This window comes from Cohaesibacter intestini (assembly GCF_003324485.1).
GTDB classification, from domain to species: domain Bacteria; phylum Pseudomonadota; class Alphaproteobacteria; order Rhizobiales; family Cohaesibacteraceae; genus Cohaesibacter; species Cohaesibacter intestini.
In genome coordinates this window covers 798,777-819,964 of sequence record NZ_QODK01000002.1, presented here as the reverse complement: position 1 = coordinate 819,964, position 21,188 = coordinate 798,777, and the positions used below count along the sequence as shown (strand labels likewise).

18 protein-coding genes are annotated in these 21,188 nt (G+C 57.0%); 13 read left to right on the top strand and 5 right to left on the bottom strand.

Features of this window, described 5'->3' with window-relative positions; all coding sequences use genetic code 11:
• Positions 1 to 244 precede the first annotated feature (244 nt).
• The 5 genes from DSD30_RS09350 (at position 245) to DSD30_RS09330 (ending at position 7,405) form a co-directional block, all read left to right on the top strand.
• Positions 245 to 745: a flagellar basal body-associated FliL family protein gene (locus tag DSD30_RS09350; protein WP_114009351.1), complete on the top strand. Its 501-nt coding sequence runs from the start codon at positions 245 to 247 to the stop codon at positions 743 to 745.
• Between the two features lie 8 nt (positions 746 to 753).
• Positions 754 to 1,920, top strand: a complete 1,167-nt coding sequence (gene fliM, locus DSD30_RS09345; protein WP_114009350.1) for a flagellar motor switch protein FliM — start codon at positions 754 to 756, stop codon at positions 1,918 to 1,920.
• Positions 1,921 to 2,448 (top strand): DUF6468 domain-containing protein, encoded by a 528-nt coding sequence (locus tag DSD30_RS09340; RefSeq protein WP_114009349.1) that lies wholly within the window; start codon positions 1,921 to 1,923, stop codon positions 2,446 to 2,448. It begins immediately after the preceding gene.
• On the top strand, positions 2,445 to 3,152 hold the full coding sequence (locus DSD30_RS09335) for a MotE family protein (protein ID WP_114009348.1): 708 nt from the start codon (positions 2,445 to 2,447) through the stop codon (positions 3,150 to 3,152). Before DSD30_RS09340 ends, DSD30_RS09335 begins: the two co-directional genes overlap by 4 nt.
• A gap of 284 nt (positions 3,153 to 3,436) precedes the next feature.
• Entirely contained in the window at positions 3,437 to 7,405 is a 3,969-nt protein-coding gene (locus DSD30_RS09330) for a tetratricopeptide repeat protein (RefSeq protein WP_114009347.1), read from the top strand.
• A gap of 100 nt (positions 7,406 to 7,505) precedes the next feature.
• On the opposite strand, the gene fliP is transcribed toward DSD30_RS09330, so the two are convergent.
• Positions 7,506 to 8,216 carry a flagellar type III secretion system pore protein FliP gene (gene fliP / locus DSD30_RS09325; RefSeq protein WP_171021968.1) on the bottom strand — a complete coding sequence of 237 codons (711 nt, stop codon included), beginning with the start codon at positions 8,214 to 8,216 and terminating at the stop codon, positions 7,506 to 7,508.
• A gap of 119 nt (positions 8,217 to 8,335) precedes the next feature.
• Complete coding sequence (locus DSD30_RS21970) at positions 8,336 to 9,619, bottom strand: flagellar biosynthetic protein FliO (protein ID WP_198662885.1); 1,284 nt, start codon at positions 9,617 to 9,619, stop codon at positions 8,336 to 8,338.
• A 412-nt stretch (positions 9,620 to 10,031) separates the two neighbouring features.
• Here DSD30_RS21970 and flgB point away from each other — a divergent pair, with 412 nt between their 5' ends.
• The 7 genes from flgB to cckA all read left to right on the top strand — a co-directional run bounded on the left by flgB (position 10,032) and on the right by cckA (position 16,365).
• Positions 10,032 to 10,439: a flagellar basal body rod protein FlgB gene (flgB, locus tag DSD30_RS09315; RefSeq protein WP_114009699.1), complete on the top strand. Its 408-nt coding sequence runs from the start codon at positions 10,032 to 10,034 to the stop codon at positions 10,437 to 10,439.
• A gap of 51 nt (positions 10,440 to 10,490) precedes the next feature.
• Positions 10,491 to 10,901 (top strand): flagellar basal body rod protein FlgC, encoded by a 411-nt coding sequence (gene flgC / locus DSD30_RS09310; protein ID WP_114009344.1) that lies wholly within the window; start codon positions 10,491 to 10,493, stop codon positions 10,899 to 10,901.
• A gap of 73 nt (positions 10,902 to 10,974) precedes the next feature.
• Positions 10,975 to 11,295 (top strand): flagellar hook-basal body complex protein FliE, encoded by a 321-nt coding sequence (gene fliE / locus DSD30_RS09305; protein ID WP_114009343.1) that lies wholly within the window; start codon positions 10,975 to 10,977, stop codon positions 11,293 to 11,295.
• 99 nt (positions 11,296 to 11,394) lie between these two features.
• Positions 11,395 to 11,658 (top strand): flagellar biosynthesis protein FliQ, encoded by a 264-nt coding sequence (fliQ, locus tag DSD30_RS09300; RefSeq protein WP_114009342.1) that lies wholly within the window; start codon positions 11,395 to 11,397, stop codon positions 11,656 to 11,658.
• Positions 11,659 to 11,704: 46 nt separating this feature from the next.
• On the top strand, positions 11,705 to 12,466 hold the full coding sequence (fliR, locus tag DSD30_RS09295; RefSeq protein ID WP_114009341.1) for a flagellar biosynthetic protein FliR: 762 nt from the start codon (positions 11,705 to 11,707) through the stop codon (positions 12,464 to 12,466).
• 48 nt (positions 12,467 to 12,514) lie between these two features.
• Positions 12,515 to 13,600 (top strand): flagellar biosynthesis protein FlhB, encoded by a 1,086-nt coding sequence (flhB, locus tag DSD30_RS09290; RefSeq protein ID WP_114009340.1) that lies wholly within the window; start codon positions 12,515 to 12,517, stop codon positions 13,598 to 13,600.
• Between the two features lie 128 nt (positions 13,601 to 13,728).
• On the top strand, positions 13,729 to 16,365 hold the full coding sequence (gene cckA, locus DSD30_RS09285; protein WP_245418411.1) for a cell cycle histidine kinase CckA: 2,637 nt from the start codon (positions 13,729 to 13,731) through the stop codon (positions 16,363 to 16,365).
• A gap of 92 nt (positions 16,366 to 16,457) precedes the next feature.
• Here cckA and DSD30_RS09280 read toward each other — a convergent pair whose 3' ends face one another.
• From DSD30_RS09280 to DSD30_RS09270, 3 genes are all read right to left on the bottom strand, one after another.
• A complete protein-coding gene (locus tag DSD30_RS09280; RefSeq protein ID WP_114009339.1) occupies positions 16,458 to 17,369 on the bottom strand; it encodes a pseudouridine-5'-phosphate glycosidase in 912 nt (303 codons plus the stop codon).
• Positions 17,370 to 17,401: 32 nt separating this feature from the next.
• Positions 17,402 to 18,355, bottom strand: a complete 954-nt coding sequence (locus tag DSD30_RS09275; protein WP_114009338.1) for a carbohydrate kinase family protein — start codon at positions 18,353 to 18,355, stop codon at positions 17,402 to 17,404.
• 246 nt (positions 18,356 to 18,601) lie between these two features.
• Entirely contained in the window at positions 18,602 to 20,104 is a 1,503-nt protein-coding gene (locus tag DSD30_RS09270; RefSeq protein WP_114009337.1) for a CoA-acylating methylmalonate-semialdehyde dehydrogenase, read from the bottom strand.
• A gap of 191 nt (positions 20,105 to 20,295) precedes the next feature.
• Between DSD30_RS09270 and DSD30_RS09265 the strand changes: the two genes are divergently transcribed.
• Positions 20,296 to 21,177 (top strand): LysR family transcriptional regulator, encoded by an 882-nt coding sequence (locus tag DSD30_RS09265; protein ID WP_114009336.1) that lies wholly within the window; start codon positions 20,296 to 20,298, stop codon positions 21,175 to 21,177.
• Positions 21,178 to 21,188: the final 11 nt, after the last annotated feature.

The window sequence follows — 21,188 nt, the reverse complement described above, 5'->3', positions numbered from 1 at the left end:
CTCGCTCCCCAGCACGGTGCGTTCGGCCTATGTCCTGCATAATGCGTGCCAACTTTAAAAATGGCAGAAATGCTCGGGATGTCTTGGGTTCGATGCGTGTGGCTGGGCAGGAATGAGGGGGTGAAAATGCCTAGTGGGAAAAAGTTGCCGACTGGCCGCTGGAAAGGTTTTGTTAACCATTTTAACGCTATTTAATAAGAGTCATTAACCATGATTTATGAATCGTTTCTAATTTGGAATCGCAATGGCTGACGAAGTCGAAATTGATGAAGAAGGTGCCGAGGGCGAAGGCTCTGGTGGCAAGAAAAAGCTGATCATCATCATCGCGCTTGCGCTCGTGCTGTTGTTGGGCGGCGGCGGTGCCGCTTACTATTTTCTGATGATGTCATCCGACGAGGTGGTTGAACCGGAGAATGATCCCAATGCAGAGCCGGAAGCAAAGGCCTATTTCTACGATCTTCCTGAGATGACTGTTAACCTGAACTCGAAGAGCCGTCGGGCGCAGTATTTGCGCATCAAGGTGTCCCTTGAGATGAACAGTCAGGAGCAGGCCCGTAGGATCGAGCCTTTTATGCCGCGGGTTCTGGATGCTTTCCAGGTCTATTTGCGGGAGCTTCGGACTTCGGATCTGGAAGGGTCTGCTGGTCTGTTCCGTTTGAAGCGGGAGCTTCTCAAGCGGATCAATGATGCGATTTATCCGGTCAAGGTGAATGATATCCTGTTCAAGGAAATCCTTATCCAGTAGGGGTTGAGATGGCTGACGACGATGATGACAGCGTAGACCTGATGGCGGACTGGGGCGCGGCTCTTGAGGAGCAGGGCGCCGGTAGTGCCGATGAAATGGCTGCGCAGTGGGCGGCCATGATCGACGAGCCGATCGATGGTGAAGAAGGGACGTCCCGTGGCGCGGACCGCGTGCTCAATCAGGAAGAGATCGACAATCTGCTCGGTTTCAGTCTTGATGATGGCTTCGCGGGCGAGCGCAGTGGTGTCCGTGCCCTGATCGATTCCGCGATCGTTTCGTATGAACGTCTTCCCATGCTGGAAATCGTCTTCGACCGTCTGGTCAGGATGACGACCACCAGTTTGCGCAATTTTACATCCGACAACGTTGAGGTTTCGCTGGATTCAATCACTTCCATCCGGTTTGGCGATTATCTCAACTCGATCCCGTTGCCTGCGATCTTGACGGTCTTCAAGGCCGAGGAATGGGACAATCTGGGTCTGATTACGGTCGATTCCAGCCTGATCTATTCGATCATTGATGTGTTGCTGGGCGGTGGACGCGGTACGTCGGCAATCCGTGTCGAAGGACGTCCCTATACGACCATCGAGCTCAATCTGGTGCGCCAGATGATCGAGATCGTGCTTGAGGATGCGGAAGCGGCCTTTGCTCCGCTCTCGCCGGTCAAGTTCTTGCTGGAACGACTTGAGACCAATCCGCGGTTTGCGGCCATTTCACGGCCTGCCAACGCAGCGATCCTTGTTGAACTCAGAATTGATATGGAAGACCGGGGCGGCAAGATCGAATTGCTGCTGCCTTATGCTACCATCGAGCCGATTCGAGACCTTCTCCTGCAGATGTTCATGGGGGAGAAGTTCGGGCGCGACCAAATCTGGGAAGGCCATCTGGCGACAGAGGTGTTTCTGTCGGAAATCGAGCTCGATGCGGTCCTGTTTGACAAGAAAATGTCGCTGAACGAAGTGATGAAACTGGATGTCGGGCAAACCCTGATGCTGGAGACCGGACCGACAGATCCTGTCAGTCTGAAGACCGGAGGGGTTCATCTGACGGATGGTGTCATGGGGCAACATAACGGCAATATTTCGGTGCAGCTGTCCAATAAGCTCGCCAAACCAAAAATGACTCTGGCTGCGTTTGAAAAAGCGGCACAGGGCGGATCCGGAAAGGGTGAATAGATGTCTGTTGGGATGATGATTGAGTTGCTGGTGGCGCTGTTGCTCGTTCTGACAATCAGCTATTGTGTGACGCTCAATCGGCGTTTGAAGCGGTTGCGCAACGACGAGGAAGCGTTGCGGGCGACCATCGCCGAGCTGATCACCGCGACTGAAATTGCCGAACGGGCGATCCTCGGTCTGAAGGCTACCGCCGGTGACTGTGATCGCAATCTGGCTCATCGCCTGCGTGAGGCCGAACGGCTTTCCGGTGAGTTGCAGCATTATGTCGATCAGGGCGAAGGGGTCGTGGGACGCCTCGTCAAGATTTCCGACGCTGTGCGTGGTGCCGCACCAAGTCAGCCGCTCGCAGCGCCGCGTGGCTATGAATTGCCAGAGCCTGGTTATGCCAACGCTTATGGTGAGGCGGACCATTACAGCAACGCTCCGGTGGTTGAGGCAGTGGAAAGCCCGCGCCGGTTGAAGGATGTTGCTGCGGCGACGTCCGAGCGCCTGATGGCCATTCGACAAAAGAGAGGGGTTGCGGCATGACCAATCTTCGTCTGTTGCCAACCCTGTTGGTGGCCGTGACTGGATTGCTGTTCATCAAGGTGACGCATCTGGTTTTCAATAGCGATATGCTTTTTGTTTCGACTGCGCCTGCCTTGGCACAGGAGACACAGCCGGGCCAACAGGCAGCGCCTGCTGAGACCCCCGCCGATGCGCCTGCCAACACCAATGGTGCCGCGAACACAGAGGAACCCACTTCGCTGATTGAAGGGATGAAGGTGGATCCGTCCGAAAGTTCGCGCTCCGAGCTGGCTATTCTGGAGCGTTTGTCGGAGCGGCGCGAAGAGCTGGATGAGCGTGCCAAGAGCATTGAAATGCGCGAAGCCCTGCTCAATGCTGCCGAGAAACGGTTGGAAAAACGGGTCGATGAGCTCAAGGCACTGGAAGCTTCCATCAAGCAGGCCACCAGCAAGCGCAATCAGGAACAGGAAGAGGATCTTGGCAAGTTGGTGGCGATGTATCAGTCGATGAAGCCGAAACAGGCCGCGCAGATTTTCGAAGTACTGGAACCCGGTGTCTTGCTTGAGATCGTCAAAATGATGAATCCACGCAAGGTTGCCGCCATCATGGGGCAGATGCGCGCCGATGCTGCAGGGGCTCTGAGCCTTGCGATTGCCAAGGGCAACACGCTGGAACAGGACGTCAAGAATCTCGAATCCAATACATTGCCTCAGATTGGCAACTAAGGGCGTCTGTCTTGAAGGCGTGAGCCGCTCGGACAGATCAGGCGGCTACGCTCAGATGTCCCGTTTCGGGGGCATCTGATGCATCTGTTGGAAAAGCGGATGCAAAGCGGACAATATGAGATTGTGGTAAGCGACGATAAAGCATTTTCCCATATATTCGTTTCATTGCAGCTCAGTGAACTGCAGAGTGTCACCCAGTTTGTGACAGCGCATCACCGGCAGGCATGAAGCGAAGAATGAGAAGGCGGAGACAGTCGATGTCCAGTTTGGATCAAGATGGTAGGATGAAGCATGCATGGTCCGAGAGGATCGGGCAGGCTTTTGGGTGCGTGATTTCGCGCAGCCAGCTGGCCTTCCTGCTCGTCTTGTCATGGTTCTTGATCCTTGCACCTTCCCTCACGGTTGCGCAGCAGCGCGCGCCTGATCCCTCGTTGGAAGGCAGCGACAAGGGCTCGCTCGAAATTACCACGACGAGGGAAGAAGGCTACGGTCGGATCGTCCTCAACTTTGCCGGGCGCAATCTGCTGCCGGGTTATTCGATCAAGCAGAATAACAGCGTATTTGTGGTCCGCTTTGATGAGCGGATGCAGTCCAATACAGTGGCGACCCTGGCACAAATCCTGCCCGACTATGTGACCGTTGCGCGCCTCGACCCAGATGGCAAGGGCTTGCGGATTGCCCTGAAAGAAGGGGTGCGGATCAACACGATGGAGGCTGGGGAGCGGCTGTTTGTCGACCTGCTGCCGCAAAGCTGGGCCGGGCTTCCTCCGTCTCTTCCGGCGGAGATCGTCACCGAGCTCGCACGGCGTGCGGAAGAAGCGTTGCGGTTGGCGCGCTCGCTACAGCAGCAGGAAAGCGCCACCCGGGTGAAACCGAAGCTGGATGTCCGCATTGGCGATCATCCAACCTTCTCTCGTTTTGCCTTCATCTGGAACATTCCGTTCGACTCGACCTTTGAACGTCGAGGGGAGGCGGTCAATCTGTTCTTCAATCACCAGACCGATGTGGATCTGTCCGAGTTGCGCACGTCCCTGCCGGGACTGGTGCGCGACATGCAGATGACCATGGAAGAGGGAAGAGCAAAATTTACGCTGATTGTTGCCAAGAATGCCGATGTACGGGCGTTTCGCGAGAACAACACCTATATTATTGATATCACGGGCGACAAGTCGCTGTTTGATGCAAAGGGCGCGGAAGAGCATGTGACGCGGGCTGTCTCCAAGCCCGGTGATACTGGTGTGCTGGTGGCCAAGGGCATCGACATGACACCACGCACGGTGACCATCGCTCCCGATGGCGCACAGATTCTCGGTGTTGCAGACGATCTGTCGGCTTCTTCGGGGCCGAGCAAACTGATCCTTGGGCCAACCGCCTCGGGCAATGTGTCCGAGCCTTTTGTTGAGCCGGTCGCCAACCAGACTGTGCCGCAACCGCAACAACAACCGGCGCAGGCTCCTGAGGCTGGTCAACCTTTGCCTCGCCCGGCGGAAGATCCAACATCGGCAGTGCCAGCGCCACAGCAGCCCGCAATGCCACCCATGCCTCAATCGCGTGCACCATTGCAGGCGGCTGAACAGGCGACTGAACAGGCGACTGAGGGAGATACGATCAAGCCTCAGATGTTTCAACCGGCACCCGTGCAGCAGGTAACCAATCCGGTTCAGTCTGCGACCCAGCCAGTGCCGCAACCCCCGCAGCCTGCTGCGCCTCAAAGCACGGATGCTGCCGGGGCGACTGACGAAACGCAACCGCAGACGGCGATGCCTGCCATGGTGCGCAGCAATGCTGAACGGATGCAAGGGCAGGGAGCTGACCTGACCTCACAGAGTCTGCGCGTCGAAGCCAAGACATTTGGCCGCAGTGTGCGCCTGTTCTTCCCGTTCAAGAATCCGACGTCATCGGCAGTGTTCCGACGTAACGGGGTTATCTGGGCAGTCTTCGATACGGTGCTGGACCTAGATGTGGCCGCAGCGCGCGAGCATTTGTCGGCTTTTTCCGATGATATCGAGGTCTGGCGTGCCGGTGCGACAGCCGTGTTGCGCATTCCGATGAAGAATCCACGCCTCGTGACCTTTTCTCCCGAAGGCTATGGCTGGCTGCTGACGATTGGTGACATGGTGGTTGAGCCGACCAAACCGCTGCATATGTCACGCACCAAGGTTAGCGACGGACGGTCGGCCATGCGGGTGAAGTTTGAACGCTCCGGCACGGTGCTGAAATTGCGCGATCCGGGTACGGGTGAGAATTTGCACGTGGTCACCGGTTTTGGTCCTGCTCGCGGCTTCGTCAAGGGGCAACGATTTGTCGATTTTACCGCCTTGATTTCCGCGCATGGCATTGCTCTGGCCGAACATGTCGATGATTTGCTGCTGGCGCGTGATGAAGGCTATGTCTATATCAGTTCGAACCGGGGCTTGACCATATCCAATGCCCAGCCTGGTGCGGCGGATGTCAGCGCCTTGACCAACAATGGCAGCCGGGTGCGGGAGACCTTTCTCAATCTCGACAAGCTAGCGGCGAAGACACCGGTACAGTTCTCGCGCAAGCGGCAGGATCTGGAACGAAAGCTTTCCAACTATACTGACTTGATGGCGATCCAGAGCCAATTGGCGCTGTCCAAGTTGCTGGTGGCCAATGGATATGCGTTCGAAGCGCTCGGGCATCTGCAAATGATTGAGGATGCCGCCCCGGAATTTGCCCGGGGCAAGGGGTTTCGAACGCTCTATTCCGCCGCGGAATTGTTTGCAGGTCGACCCGAGTCGGCCTTTCGTCGTTTGAATCATCCGGAATTCGAAAATGATCCGGATGCTTCGGTTTGGCGTGGTTTGGCGGCTGCCCGTTCGGGCCGCTGGCGCGAGGCTGACGATGCGCTCGATCTGGCGGCCACCGTGGCGCAAGATTACAGCATGAAAGTGCGGCAGATGATGCTGCTCGATGGGGTTGAGATCGCCTATCTTGATCAGCAGTTCGGCAGTGCCACGGCGGCATTGGCCGAAGTCAATCCTGCCTATCTAGATGCTCAAGGGGTGGCGCGTTACAATCTGCTGCGCGGCAAAATCGCTGTGGCCCGCAATGATGCCCAGGAAGCCTCTGAGGCGTTCAAGGCGGCGCGCGATACCAAGTATCTGCCGATTGCCAATGATGCGTGGCTGCAGGATGTCAAGCTGCGGCGTCAGGAAGACCAGATCAATGTCGATCAGGCAATTGAAGAACTGGAAGGCCTGACGACAATCTGGCGCGGTGATGAGGTGGAGTTGAATGCGCTTCGCACACTGGCGCACTATTATGTCGACAAGAAAGAATATCGCAACGCCTTTGAAACCCTGAAGGCGGCAGCCGATTCCGATCCTGCCTCCGAGATTTCGCGGGTGTTGCAGGAAGAGATGAATGCCGTCTTCTCATCGCTGTTTCTCGATGGCAAGGTCAATGAATTGTCGGCCATCAAGGCGCTGTCGCTTTATTACGATTTTCGTGAGCTGACACCTGTTGGTCGCCGTGGGGACGAAATGGTGCGGCGGCTGGCAGACAAGCTGGTCGAGGTTGATCTCCTGGATCGGGCGTCCGAGTTGTTGAAACATCAGGTGGACAACCGCCTGAAAGGCGCCGCGCGCTCTCAGATTGCAGCCGATCTGGCGTTGATCTACCTGCTTGATAGCAAGCCGAACATGGCCCTTGATACCTTGCGCCGGACACGGCAGTCCCAATTGCCTTTGTCAGTGGAACGGCAGCGGCGGCTGGTGGAAGCCAAGTCTTTGGCTCAGTTGAATAAAGTTAGTCTGGCGCTTGATTTGCTGAAACCTTTGCAAGGGGGCGATGTGGACCAGTTGCGGGCCGATATCATGTGGGATGCGAAGCGTTGGCAGGATGTGGCTGAACAGACCGAAATGATGCTGGGCGATCGCTGGAGCCTCGCTGCCGCGCTTGATGATCAGGAGCAAACCAACATTCTGCGCGCTGGCATCGCCTACAGTCTGGCAGATGACAAGCTGGGTCTTGATCGCCTGCGTCGCAAATATGCCGAGAAAATGTCAGCCACACCGGTTGCTGGTGCGTTCGATGTTGTGACGCTGCCAATTGAACGCAATGGTGAGGAGTTCCACGCTGTTGCGCAGCAAATTGCAGGCATCAATACGATGGAGCGGTTCCTCACCGAATATCGGTCCCGCTATCTGAAAGGCGATGACAGCAAATTGGCAGAGGAACAGGCTGCCCCTCCTGAAGACGTGCCTCCGGCAGACAATCCGCAAGTCTGAATGGTTCAGTCGAAACTGGCCCTTTCAGTCTGCACCGGCAAAGTGCGCATGCATGCGCGTGTCTGGCGCGTGTCTGGTACGTGTTTGGCACGTCTCTTTGCTAAGAGCCGACGAAACTCTTGACCAGAGAACCGGTGATCAGATTCCAGCCATCGACCAATACGAAAAAGATCAGCTTGAATGGTAGGGAAATCACCACAGGCGGCAGCATCATCATACCCATCGACATCAGAATAGAGGCGACCACCAGGTCGATGATGATAAAGGGTAGGAAGATCAGAAAACCGATTTCGAAGGCGCGTCGTAGCTCACTGATCATGAAGGCTGGCACCAGCACCCGAAGGCTGATTTCTTCTGGCGTGGCTGGCGGCTCCTGTTGGGCCATGTCGAGAAACAGGGCCAGATCGTTTTCCCGCACATGCTGACGCATGAAGGCATGAAACGGCACAGCAGCCCGGTCGAAGGCTTCTGGCAGTTCGATGCTTCCCTCGACCAAAGGCTGGATCCCGGTATTGTAAGCCTGCTCGAAGGTGGGGGCCATGATGAAGGCAGTCAGGAACAGGGCGAGGCTGACCATGACGGTGTTGGGGGGAGCCGTCTGTAGACCGATGGCCGAGCGCAACAGAGACAACACCACGACGATCCGGGTGAAACTGGTCACCATGATCAGGATTGACGGGGCCAGCGACAGGATGGTGATGAGGGCAACAAGCTGCATTGCCCGCTCGGTCAGGGTGAGATCATCGCCAAGGCCGATGCTGAGCTGCTGGGCCAGCACAGGATGGTTGAAGCCAATGGCCAGAAACAGCATGGCCAACAAAGCAACGCAGCCCCCTGTGAGGGCGCTGCGTTTCAGGCTTGTCAGCAGAGTGCGTGTGGCTTCATTGATATTCTGACCGGGTGTCTGCGTGGTCGCGTTCTTCAGATCACTCATTTCTTGAAGTCACCCGACAACTCATTGAGCAGACGATTGATTTCATCATCGTAAGCAGACGAAGCCGGGGGCTGCTTGGATTGTGTCGGCTTTGCTTCTTCCTGCGTTGGAGCTGCCTGCTGCGGTGCATCTGGTTTTGATGCTTCCTGAGCAGAGTCTTCGGGTGCTGCGGCGACTGGTGCCGTGGTTCCGGGATCTTCGTCTGCTTTCACAGCCAGCAGGTCAGCGTCTGGCTTGGATTGTTTAGGTGTGGTGGACTGCTCTTTCGGTGCTGTGGTGCTGTCCTGCACAGGGTCAACTGATGGCTGACCTTTTTCATTCTTGTCCGCTGGGTCAGGTTTTTCGCTGGAGGGGAGCTGGTCTTTTGCAGCGGATTGCCGTTGGTGGGTCTCTGGTTGGCTGGCCTCTGGTTGGCCGGGCTTTGGTTGGGTGAATATCGGTGCCGTGCCTTGTTCTGTTGCCTTGCCTATGGACGCCGCCTTGGGCTCTGTTGCCGCAGGGGCGGGCTGGTTTGACCGAACAGATTGCGCAGACTGTTCTGCGGGTTTTGACTCGGCCGGTTTCGTTTCCTCGCGGCTGGATGCCGCATCCTTGGGTTTGAGTGGATGCGGTGGCATGGTGGCGGTCAGATCATTTTGCCAGCGGGCCGGCTGTGGCTGAGATGGCGTCTGGATCGAGGCAGAGGGCTTGTTGTTCGCGGCATCCACAGTCGGTATGGTTGACCGTGTCTGGGCTCCATCGGACACTTTGATGGCAGGGGCCGTGCCTTTGGCCGCTTCAGTTGGTCGCGCCATAGGCTTGGGCTGAGCTGGCAAATGGGGAGCCTGTTGCGGTGTTGGACGCTGAGGCGGCACTGGCTGGGCAGTGGGCTGAGGGCGCTGCGGGGCAGGCTGGGGCGCTGCCGGACGCGGTGCCTGAGTCCCTGAGTGTGGGCCTGATTGCTGGGCTGATTGCGGTGTGGCTTGCATCGGCTGCTGCACTGGTGGTTGCGCGGATGGCTGCGCCGGCATTGGTGGCATGATGTGATGCTCAACGAGGAAGTCATTCTCACCGCCGATCATCACCAGATGCTCCACATGATCCCGTCGCACCAGAACCAGACGGCGGCGGTGATCGACCTGCACGGCTTCGCGCACTTCAAGGCGTGGTGCGTCTCCGACCTTGCCAATGCGCGCGCCCATCATGTTTATCTTCTTCAGAATCCAGGTGAGCAATACGATCAGAAAAATGATTCCACCCAACAGAATGAGCGCCTTGATCAATGTGCCGATGTCTTCCATGACGGGCCTTCCACTCTCGAACATGCCTTATCGCTATAAAAGACATGTTGCCAGTTGTGTTTACTCAACTGTCTGGCACCTCACCATCACAGGCATCAGACGCGTTACGCAGGACAGCTGCAAGGGCGGGGAAACGGGCATATCCATTGCGAATATGCGGCAGACGTCACCCCTGTTGCGAATCTGTCGATGCGCCCATTTTAACCTTTTCGAAAGATATGTCGCTTTTTTTTGCGGGCAATTTGCAAGATTTGCCGAGCTAATATCTGAGGTAAATGGCAGAAATCAGCCGCAATGGAGAAAAGTTTGGGTCACGTTAATGTCTCGTTAACCATATGGTAGGCAAAATTTGCCTGAACCAAAGTGACACCGGATGCGCAATTGGCATCCAAACCGGGATATGAAGGCAGACATGGCTGTAGGAGATCTCAAGCTGTTTTCTATGCTGCGCTCCAAGATGCACTGGCATCAGGCGCGCCAGAAAGTGCTGGCAGAGAATATCGCCAATGCCGATACGCCCGGTTACCATGCGCGTGATCTGAGCAGTTTCAAGTTTGATCGCATGCTTAAGCCCCAGCAGACGGGGGGGCTTGAAACCCGTCTGACCAATGCGCATCACCTCAAGGGGCGAGCAATCTTTCCCGATGGCACTCTGGCGGGCAAGAAAATGGATGGCTTCGAAATCACACCGGATGGCAATCAGGTGGTGCTTGAAGAGCAGATGATGAAAGTGACGGCCAACCAGATGGACTATCAGGCGGCGTCGACCCTGTACAAAAAGGGTCTTGGTATCATTCGCATGGCGTCTCGCCGCCGGTAAGGCGCGAGATAGGCTTATGGTTCGGCGTTGGCCGAAAAGGTGGAGAGTGAAATGGATTTTCTTAGATCGATCATGATCGCCGCGTCTGGGCTGAAGGCGCAAAGTGGTCGTATGCGGGTGATTTCGGAGAATATCGCCAATGCGGACTCCACGGCGCGGCAGGCGGGTGGAGATCCCTATCGTCGGCAGATCCCGACTTTCAAGTCGCATTATGACCGCGAGATCGAAGCCAAAACGGTCGATATGGGTCGGGTTGTGACCGACAAATCCGATTTTCGGACACGCTATGAACCGGGCCATCCGGCTGCGGATCCCAATGGCTATGTGAAGCTGCCCAATGTCAATTCGCTGGTTGAAGTGACCGACCTGCAGCAGGCGCAGCGCAGCTATCAGGCCAACCTGAATGTGGTCTCGGCCACGCGCAGCATGATCACCAAAACCATCGACATTCTTAAGGCCTGACACCCTCGGGTGCCGTATGGCATGGCTTCTCTTTTCGATTTAGCAGCCCCATGTTGGGCAAGCGAGACAGACAATGCTCAACACCTCTTTGACCGCAGCGAACGCTTATAGTCTAGCCCAGAAGCTGACGAATCAGACACAATCGGACCAGACGCTGCAGAAGGCGGCCGATGCCAAGCCGGATTTCGGTGCCATGGTCAAGGATGGTGTCACCGGGGTGCTGGACAAGGGGCAGGTCGCCGAGAAGACTGCAACCAACATGTTGCATGGCAAGGCGGATGTGGTTGACGTGGTCACAGCCGTTGCCGAAACCGAAGTTGCACTGGAAACCATGGTGTCGGTTCGGGACCGGGTGATCTCTGCCTATGAAGAAATCATGCGGATGCCGATCTAGGCAGGTTTGATATCGGGTCGGGTTTCGGCAGATCTTTTGGGCGGGCCATGGTGGCGCGCCCATGCTTGTTGGATCACGATAGGCTAGGAGAAACCGGCAGTGACCGGACCTGAGATGCTCGATATTGCCCGCGAGGGGCTTTGGGTGATGCTGAAGATTTCCGGCCCCATCATGGTGGTCGGGCTGATCGTCGGTGTGGTGATCGCTCTGTTCCAGGCTCTGACGCAAATTCAGGAAATGACCCTCGTTTTCGTTCCCAAGATCATCGCCATTTTCATAGCGTTGATGATTGCACTTCCCTTCATTGGGGCCACCCTTGGCACTTTCACGCAGTTTCTGATGGAGCGGGTCATTTCTGGCTAACCTCGGGGGACGTAGATCTGTCCTCAGGCCGGATCCTCATTTGCGCATGACACTCGATATCCTACCGCAAACCGCCTACATCTTCTTTCTGATCTTTGCGCGGGTCGGAACGCTTTTCATGATCTTGCCTGCCTTCTCCGAGCAGGCTGTGTCGGTCCGGATCCGTCTTATTCTGGCGCTGATGATGTGCCTGCTTTTCTATCCCCTTGTCTCAGGCAACTACGGCTCTGTGCCTGCCAATTTCTATGCCCTTGTCGCAGCAATGGGGATCGAGATCCTGATTGGGGTCTTTCTGGGGCTGTCGGTGCGTCTGGTGATGGCTGCCTTGCAGATTGCGGCGACAACAATCGCCTTTCAGCTGGGTTTGAGTTTTGCCATGGGGCCGGATCCGAGCACGGGTCAGCAGACGGTGCAATTGGGCCGCTTCATGGGCACGTTGGCGGTGGCGCTGATTTTCACGACCAACCTGCATTATTTGATGATCGGGGCAATGCTCGACAGTTACACGCTGTTTCCGGTCAATCAGATGCTGCCACTTGGGGACATTGCCGAATATGCGATTGAAGTGGTTGCCACCTCCTTCGTCGTGGCGCTGAAGATGTCGGCACCCTTCATTGTCTATGGTATGATCTTCCAGTTCGGGCTTGGTCTGCTGTCACGCCTGATGCCACAGTTGCAGGTCTACTTTATTGCTATGCCTGCCAACATTTTGGTTGGTACAATGCTCTTCATGATTCTGTTGGTGAGCCTGATGAACTGGTATATGGGGCACATCGAAGCCGTGCTCGGCAATTTTGTGGCGCGCTGACTGTACATGCGGCGCGCTTGAGCCGTGCAGACAGGCTAGGAGGCTGCTATGGCCGAAGAAAATGATGATGCTGAAAAGTCGGAAGAGCCGACACAGAAGCGTCTGGACGACGCGCACAAGAAAGGCGATGTCGCCAAAAGTCAGGAAGTCTCTGCCTGGTTCTCTATGATGGGCACCGGGCTCGTCGTGGCTGTGCTGGGCACCTATATCGCCGGTGGTGTGGCGAGCAATCTGAAGGGCTTTTTCGAGCATTCCCACGAATTGTCGATCGAAGGTGGCGTACTGGCGCGGCTATGGAATGATGTCGGCTATACCTTGCTCGGTTTTCTGATTCTGCCCATGATTGCGCTGCTGGTCATGGCCATTTTTGGCAATCTGGTGCAGCACAAATTTGTATTTTCAACCGAACCCATGAAGCCGAAGCTGTCGAAAGTGTCGCCTGCCAGCGGCGCAAAACGGCTTTTTTCCGGCGAAAGCCTGATCAATTTTGTCAAAGGATTGTTGAAGCTGGGTATCGTGACGACCCTGCTTGTGCTGATTCTCTATCCGCAGCGTGACAAGCTTGATGTAATCATCGGGCTCGATCCGACCCAATTGCTGCCGATGGTGCGCGACCTTGCCTTGCAGCTGATCATCGGTGTGATCGTGGTCATGACGGTGTTGGCGATTGCCGATTACATGTACCAACGCAACAAATGGTTCGAAAAACAGAAAATGTCGGTCCGCGAGATCAAGGAAGAGTTCAAGCAGCAGGAAGGTGACCCGGCGGTCAAGGCCAAGCTGCGGCAGCTGCGTATGGAACGCAGTCGCAAGCGGATGATGGCTGCGGTGCCCGAAGCTTCTGTGGTGCTCACCAACCCGACCCACTATTCGGTTGCCCTGAAATATGAAGATGGCATGGGCGCACCGGTCTGTGTTGCCAAGGGGGTTGACGAGACGGCGTTGCGCATTCGCGAGGTCGCCAAGGAACATGACATTCCGATTGTCCAGAATCCACCTTTGACGCGCGCGCTCTATGCAACAGTGGACATCGAAGAAGAAGTGCCTGAAGAGCACTACAAAGCGGTTGCAGAAGTGATCGGCTATATTATGAAATTGAAGAATCGGCAAAGCTGGTCTAATCGCAGACCATAACCGAGACGGGCATTCCCGACACGCTCAGTCGCTAGGCACAGCGTGCGTGTGAGGGAGAAAGAAACATGGGATCGAGCCACAGGCCCGATCGTCAAGATGAGCCGGATGCAGGGCAGGGGTAGATCCAAATGGGCAAACACGTGAGCCAGAGCGGGCCATCCGCAGCCATGATCGATCACGAAGAACGGTCAGGCAGCGTCAAGGGGTTGCTGCTATTGGCGTTGTTCCTCGTTGGGGTGGCTGCGTCTCTCGTCTTTTTCAAGGGCCAGTTCGGTGGCCAGTTACAGCTTATTTTCCTCAGTTTGCTGGCCGGGATCGGTATTTTGGCACTGTTGGGTCTGGCTGTCGGTCTGTTGCGGTTTGGTAGCGCTCAGCCCGCACCTCATTTGACGCGGCAGTTCGTTGACGCCATGACCGATGGGGTTGTGGTCTGTGACGCCAAGGACCGGATCGTCTATGCGAATGCCGAATATGCACGGCTGACAGGAGCGGAAAATGCTGATGCTATCCGCTCGATCGAGCGCAGTTTTGCCGGGGAACCGGATGCCGCCGAGGCCATTTATCGCCTGTCCGAAGCCGTGCGCGATGGCCGTCCAGCGATGGAAGAGTTCCGTCTTTTCAAAAATCCCGCCGGGGCTGATGCTGCGGATGTCAGCCCGCAGGCCCGCTGGTACCGGATCAAGGTGCGGGCTCTGAATGACTTGGAGAGCGGCGGTGCCAAGCAGGCCCTGTCGGTCTGGGAGGTCTATGATATCACACGGGATCGGGAGCGGCAGGAGAATATCTTTCAGGAATTGCAGCTGGCGATCAACTATCTCGATCACGCACCAGCCGGTTTCTTCTCCTCTGAGCCAGATGGCCGGATCGTCTATATGAATGCCACCCTGGCAGACTGGCTGGGCTATGATCTCACGCAGTTCGAGCCACGCCACCTCAATCTCAACGAACTGGTATCCGGCGATGGGACTGCTTTGCTGGATGCGGCAAGCAATGCGCCAGGCATGCCGAAAACCGAGATGCTCGATATCGATCTGGTCAAGCGCAATGGTCACAGTCTGCCAGTGCGGTTGATGCATCGGGTGCCTATGGCCTCTGATGGGACGCCCGGAGCGTCTCGGACCTTGGTGCTCAATCGCAGTCCGGGTGAGGATATTTCCGAGGAGTTGCGGGTTGCCGAGGTGCGCTTTGCCCGTTTCTTCAACAATACCCCGATTGCCATTGCGGCGATGACCAGCGAAGGGCAGGTGGTGCGCACCAACGCGCCGTTTGCCCGGTTATTCTCTTCGGTCGTGCCTGGTGAGCGCGGGGATGTCGATGAGCAGACCCCGACCATTCACAGTCTGGTGGTTGAGAAGAACCGGGCCGAGCTGTCTGCCCGGATGGATGAGGCTTTGAGCGGCAAGAGCCATATTCTGCCGGTGGAATGCGATCTCGCAGAAGATGAAAGCCGGACGGTCCGTTTCTTCCTCTCCGGGGTCGAGGATAGTGAAGCGGATGACGAGAAGGTCATTGTCTATGCGCTGGAAACCACCGAGCAGCGGGCGTTGGAAGTCCAGTTCACCCAGAGCCAGAAAATGCAGGCCGTTGGTCAGCTGGCCGGTGGGGTGGCACACGACTTCAACAACGTTCTGACCGCAATCATCGGTTTTTCCGATCTGCTGCTGGCCAGCCATCGGCCAAGCGATCCGTCCTTCCAGGACATCATGAATATCAAGCAGAATGCCAACCGCGCGGCGTCACTGGTGCGGCAGTTGTTGGCCTTCTCGCGCCGCCAGACCTTGCGGCCTCAGGTGCTGGAGCTTGGTGATGTGCTGGCCGATCTGTCGATCCTGCTGGATCGTCTGTTGGGTGAGAAGGTTGATCTCGACATGGTGCATGGCCGTGATCTGTGGCCGGTCAAGGCCGACCTCAACCAACTCGAACAGGTGATTGTCAATCTGGCGGTCAATGCGCGCGATGCAATGCCCGATGGGGGGCAGTTGACCATCCAGACCCGCAATCTCAACGAGGCCGAAGCTGCCGAGATGCCCTATACGCAGCTTGAGCCATCCGACTATGTTCTGCTCGAAGTGCTTGATAGCGGTACGGGCATCCCACAGGATATCAGGGACAAGATTTTCGAGCCATTCTTCTCTACCAAGGATGTGGGCAAGGGAACCGGGCTTGGCCTGTCCACCGTTTATGGCATCGTCAAGCAGACGGGCGGCTTCATCTTCCTTGAAAGCGAGATGGGGCAGGGCACGACCTTCCGCATCTTCCTGCCGCGCCATGTGGAAGAGGCAAAGGCGCTGACCGGGTTGTCGGACACCGACGCTTTGGAAGGCGTTGCTGTGGAAGAGGATCTGGGCTTGGCCGAAGCGCCACCGGCAGAGACCGATGCTGTGACCGATCTGACCGGCAGCGCCACCATTCTGTTGGTCGAGGACGAAGAAGCGGTGCGGGCCTTTGCTGCGCGCGCCTTGGCCTCGCGCGGTTACAGTGTCCATGAAGCGGGATCCGGTGCCGAGGCTCTGGAACTGATTGAGGAAATCGAAGAGAAGGTCGATCTGGTGGTGTCCGACGTGGTGATGCCGGAAATGGACGGACCGACCATGCTCGGTGAGCTGCGCAAGAAACGCCCGGATCTCAAGGTGATCTTTATGTCCGGCTATGCGGAGGAGGCCTTCCGCAAGAATTTGCCGGACAATGTGGAATTTGGCTTCCTGCCAAAACCATTCTCGCTGAAGCAATTGGCGACCAAGATCCGCGAAGTGCTCGATGCCTGATCGGGTTGCCTTCAGGCACATCCGTTATGAAAAAGCCCGCCAGCATTTGATTGCTGGCGGGCTTTTGTCTTTTTGTTGCGTGGCGCGATGGATCAGGCTTTCAGACCATTGGCAATCCGTGCGGCCAGTTTGGCGTTGTTCTTGACCAGAGCAATGTTGGTCACAAGGCTCTCACCGTTGGTCAATTCCTTGATGCGGGACAGCACGAAGGGGGTGACGTCCTTGCCCGAGACATTGCGGCGGTTGGCTTCATCAATGGCTTCGATGATGTCGCTTTCCATTTCGTTGCGTGGAATTTCGCTTTCGGCTGGCACCGGATTGGCGACCATCATGCCACCTTCAAGGCCCAGAGTGGCGCGCATTTTATATAGGGCTGCGATCTGCTCGGGCTCATCAAGGCGCATCGGACAGGCCTCACCACTCTCGCGGGACCAGAAGGCAGGGAACTCGTCAGTGCCGAAGCCGACAACGGGCACACCGAGGGTTTCGAGCAATTCGAGGGTTTTGGGGATGTCGAGCAAAGCCTTGACGCCAGCGGAGACAACCATCACCGGGGTCTTGGCCAATTCTTGCAGGTCGGCGGAAATGTCGAAGCTCTCTTCGGCCCCGCGATGGACACCGCCAACGCCACCGGTGGCGAAGGTTTCGATGCCCGCCTGTGCCGCGCAGATCATGGTGGCGGCAACCGTGGTCGAGCCACTTTTGCCAGCAACCAGCGCATAGGCAAGATCGGCGCGGGACAGTTTCAGGATATCATCGCGCTGGGCCAGATGTTCGATCTGTTCGCGGGTCAGGCCGACTTCAATCACCCCGTCGAGAATGGCGATGGTGGCAGGGCAGGCCCCTTCGGTCCGGATGATGTCTTCGACTTCCAAGGCCGTGCTGACATTTTCCGGGTAAGGCATGCCATGGGTGATGATGGTCGATTCAAGGGCGACAATCGGCTGGCTTGCGTCACGGGCGGCCTGCACTTCGGCGCTGAATTTGATTGGGAGACTTGCCATTTTGTTGCTCTTTCTTGGTTGGCTTGATTGACTCAGGATTGGGGTTGGCTGGCGGGAATGTCTGCGAGACAGGCCTCCAGCATGGTGCGGGACAGAAGATCCGGGACCGATTGTTCGCTCATCAAGGCAAGGCTTGCGCCCGCCATGCCATAAGCAAGAGCCTGTTGCAGATCCCGTCCCAGCAATAGCGCATGGAGTGTGCAAGCGGTCAGGCAATCGCCAGCACCGTTCGATGAGGTGACCTTGACCGGTGGAGCTGGCAGGCTCCAGACTTTGTCGCCTTGCCAGGCGGTGACGCCCGCATTGCCCTTGGTGATGACGCCAGAAGTGACGCCGATGTCGCGCAGGATGTCAGGCAAGGCAGCAAGGTCGGCAAATTCATCGGCAAGGATTGCGGCTTCGGCTTCATTGCAGAAGAGAAGGTCGACTCCATGCAGCGCTTCGGCCACCCGGTTGGCTTTTGGGCCGGAGACGGCACAGACGGCAAAGAGATGATCGCCCTTTGCCTCGGCGATGCGCAGCAGGGCGTCTGTTGGCAGGTTGGTGTCGGCGAGAATGCGGGTTGGCTTGGTCAGACGCGACAGGGCGTGGGTAATCTGATCGGCTGGATAGCTGTCATAGATGCCCATATCGGCAATGCCAGCAATCAGCGAGCCATCGCGATCCTCGATTGCGGTATAGGTCGCGCTGGGTAGATCCGGATTGCGGGTGGCCAGTGACATGTCGATGCCCTGCTGCTGCAATTGTTCCAGCAACAGGGTGGCGTCGATGTCCTCGCCGCTGATGGTCGAAAGCGCGACCTTCCAGTCAAGGCGGGCCAGAGAGCGGGTGATGTTGCCCGCGACACCGCCGACGGTGCGCTTTAGCGAGCCGGGATTGGATTGGCCCAGCTCAAGGCGTGCGCGTGAGCGGCCAATGCGGTCCATATGGGCACCGCCAACCACGAGAATGTCAGGATGGTTGTCGGGCGAAAAAGTGACTTGCATGAGAGTGGCTCATTGGGAATGCGGGATGGACTGCGGTCTGGCTTTGGCAGGGTGCCGAGGGCCGATGCTCTGTCCTTGCGATCAAACAGAGTGCACCATACTGACTGATGGCAACAAAGGCCAGCCCAAAGCAAGGACTCCACAAACATGAAAAAGCCGTCGCCCGAGATGAGGATGGCGACGGCTTGGTCAGGCTTCTATCAAGAGGCCCTTGCGGGAAGGGAGACATCCCCGCAGCATTAAGGCTTATTCCATCACAGGAATGGAGAATTCGCCACCTTCCTTGATGCCCGATGGCCACCGGGCCGTCACGGTCTTGGTGCGGGTATAGAAGCGGAAGGCATCTGGACCATGCTGGTTCAAGTCACCGAAACCGGATTTCTTCCAGCCGCCAAAGGTGTGGTAGGCAAGAGGCACGGGGATTGGCACATTGATGCCGACCATGCCGATATTGATGCGGTTGGCAAAGTCACGGGCCGTGTCGCCATCACGGGTGAAAATGGCGGTGCCGTTGCCATATTCATGATCCATGGCGTAACCGATGGCTTCTTCATAGGTCTTGGCACGGACGCAGGACAGAACCGGGCCGAAGATTTCTTTCTTGTAGATATCCATGTCGGTGGTCACCTTGTCGAACAGGTGCGGGCCAACGAAGAAGCCATTTTCATAGCCTTGTAGCTGGAAGTCGCGGCTGTCGACGACCAGTTCGGCCCCTTGCTCGACACCGGTTTCGATCAGACGAAGGATATTTTCCTTGGCGGCTGCGGTGACGACCGGACCGTAATCGACATCATCGCCTGCCGTGTATGGGCCAACCTTGAGCTTCTCGATGCGTGGCACCAGTTTTTCGATCAGTTTGTCGGCGGTCTCTTCACCCACTGGCACGGCAACCGAGATGGCCATGCAGCGTTCGCCTGCGGCACCAAAGCCAGCGCCAACCAAGGCGTCAGCAGCCTGATCCATGTCCGCATCGGGCATGATGATCATGTGGTTTTTCGCGCCGCCGAAGCACTGGGCGCGTTTGCCGGTTTCCGCTGCGCGGGTGTAAATGTAGTGAGCGATCGGCGTGGAGCCGACAAAGCCGACCGCTTCAATGGTCTCATTGTCGAGGATCGCGTCAACGCTTTCCTTGTCGCCATTGACCACCTGCAGAACCCCATCGGGCAGACCGGCTTCTTTGAGCAATTCTGCCAACATCAGCGGCACGGACGGGTCGCGCTCGGATGGTTTGAGGATCATGGCATTGCCGGCAACCAGCGCCGGGCCCATTTTCCAAAGCGGAATCATGGCCGGGAAGTTGAACGGTGTGATGCCTGCGACGACGCCCAATGGCTGGCGCATGGAATACATGTCAATGCCCGGACCGGCGCTGTCGGTGAACTCGCCTTTGAGCAGGTGGGGCGCACCAATGCAGACTTCGATCACTTCGAGACCGCGCTGCACGTCGCCTTTGGCATCAACAAAGGTCTTGCCATGCTCGGAAGACAGCTTCTCGGCCAGCTTGTCCATGTCGCGGTTGATGAGAGAGACGAATTTCATCATCACGCGGGCGCGCTTTTGCGGGTTCTGGGCAGCCCATGCTGGCTGTGCCTTGGCGGCGGCGTCGACTGCTGCGTCAAGCTCCGCCTTGGTGGCCAGTGCGACTTTGGCCTGCACTTCACCGGTCGCAGGGTTGTAAATATCGGCGAAGCGTCCGGACGTGCCGGAGACAAGCGCACCATTGATGAAATGACCGATTTCACGTGTCATTGGGGGGATCCTCCCTTGAATGTCGATTTGCGTCTTCATGTCGCTGCCTGATGCAGCTTTTTGTTGTTGATTACGCTTGGCTGTATTTTGCCTCGACAAAAATAAATATCAATAGTCGCAAAGTCTCATCGGATGTGCAAAAATTAAAGTAATGAAGGTAAGGCACTCTATTGCAAGGGAAAGCTGATGCGATGAACTGGGATGATGTGAGGATTTTTTTGGCGGTTGCGCGGGCAGGGCAGATCCTGCAGGCCGCGCGCAGTCTGGGCGTCAATCATGCCACGGTGGCGCGACGCATCACGGCGCTGGAAGAATCACTCCATGCCAAACTGCTCGATCGGCGCACAACCGGGTGTGTCCTGACCCCGGAAGGGGAGGACTTCCAGCTCGCAGCCGAGCGGATGGAAGCGGAAATGGATGCGGCGCGAGCGAGCATTGGAGAGACCAATATCGATGTCTCGGGCGTGGTGCGGATCGGGGCACCGGATGGTTTCGGGGTGGCCTATCTGGCCCCAAGGCTGGCGCCGTTGCTGGATCGCTATCCGCATTTGACCATCCAGCTGGTGCCGGTGCCGCGGACCTTTTCGATCAATCGGCGCGAAGCGGATATTGTCATCACGGTGGATCGTCCGTCGGTGGGGCGGCTGGTGGCGCGCAAGCTGGTGGATTATAGCCTTGGGCTTTATGCCTCGCGGGATTATGTCGCCCGGCATGGCATCCCGGTGAGCCGCGAGGCGCTGGCGTCCCACAGGCTGGTGGGTTTTGTCGAGGATCTGATCTATAGCCCGTCGCTCAATTATGCCGGTGAGATGATGAAAGGCCAGAGTGCCCAGTTTGAATGCGCCAGTGCTTTGGGGCAGACGGAGGCCGTGCGGGCCGGGCTGGGGATCGGCATTCTGCATGGTTTCATGGCGCGGGAGGATGACAATCTGGTTGAAATCCTGCCCCAGCATGCGATTCAGCGGGCCTATTGGGCGGTTTATCACGAAAGCACGCGGCGGTTGGCGCGGATTCAGGCGGTGTCTGATTATATCTATCGGTTGGTGGAAGAGGAGCGGGCGATCTTTCGTTGAGGGGAAGCAAA

Bases quoted from the DNA above. Each gene is read 5' to 3' on its own strand.
- DSD30_RS09350 (WP_114009351.1), top strand. From the start codon at position 245: ATGGCTGACGAAGTCGAAATTGATGAAGAAGGTGCCGAGGGCGAAGGC.
- fliM (WP_114009350.1), top strand. From the start codon at position 754: ATGGCTGACGACGATGATGACAGCGTAGACCTGATGGCGGACTGGGGC.
- DSD30_RS09340 (WP_114009349.1), top strand. From the start codon at position 1,921: ATGTCTGTTGGGATGATGATTGAGTTGCTGGTGGCGCTGTTGCTCGTT.
- DSD30_RS09335 (WP_114009348.1), top strand. From the start codon at position 2,445: ATGACCAATCTTCGTCTGTTGCCAACCCTGTTGGTGGCCGTGACTGGA.
- DSD30_RS09330 (WP_114009347.1), top strand. From the start codon at position 3,437: ATGAAGCATGCATGGTCCGAGAGGATCGGGCAGGCTTTTGGGTGCGTG.
- fliP (WP_171021968.1), bottom strand. From the start codon at position 8,216: ATGCTGTTTCTGGCCATTGGCTTCAACCATCCTGTGCTGGCCCAGCAG.
- DSD30_RS21970 (WP_198662885.1), bottom strand. From the start codon at position 9,619: ATGGAAGACATCGGCACATTGATCAAGGCGCTCATTCTGTTGGGTGGA.
- flgB (WP_114009699.1), top strand. From the start codon at position 10,032: ATGGCTGTAGGAGATCTCAAGCTGTTTTCTATGCTGCGCTCCAAGATG.
- flgC (WP_114009344.1), top strand. From the start codon at position 10,491: ATGGATTTTCTTAGATCGATCATGATCGCCGCGTCTGGGCTGAAGGCG.
- fliE (WP_114009343.1), top strand. From the start codon at position 10,975: ATGCTCAACACCTCTTTGACCGCAGCGAACGCTTATAGTCTAGCCCAG.
- fliR (WP_114009341.1), top strand. From the start codon at position 11,705: ATGACACTCGATATCCTACCGCAAACCGCCTACATCTTCTTTCTGATC.
- flhB (WP_114009340.1), top strand. From the start codon at position 12,515: ATGGCCGAAGAAAATGATGATGCTGAAAAGTCGGAAGAGCCGACACAG.
- cckA (WP_245418411.1), top strand. From the start codon at position 13,729: ATGGGCAAACACGTGAGCCAGAGCGGGCCATCCGCAGCCATGATCGAT.
- DSD30_RS09280 (WP_114009339.1), bottom strand. From the start codon at position 17,369: ATGGCAAGTCTCCCAATCAAATTCAGCGCCGAAGTGCAGGCCGCCCGT.
- DSD30_RS09275 (WP_114009338.1), bottom strand. From the start codon at position 18,355: ATGCAAGTCACTTTTTCGCCCGACAACCATCCTGACATTCTCGTGGTT.
- DSD30_RS09270 (WP_114009337.1), bottom strand. From the start codon at position 20,104: ATGACACGTGAAATCGGTCATTTCATCAATGGTGCGCTTGTCTCCGGC.
- DSD30_RS09265 (WP_114009336.1), top strand. From the start codon at position 20,296: ATGAACTGGGATGATGTGAGGATTTTTTTGGCGGTTGCGCGGGCAGGG.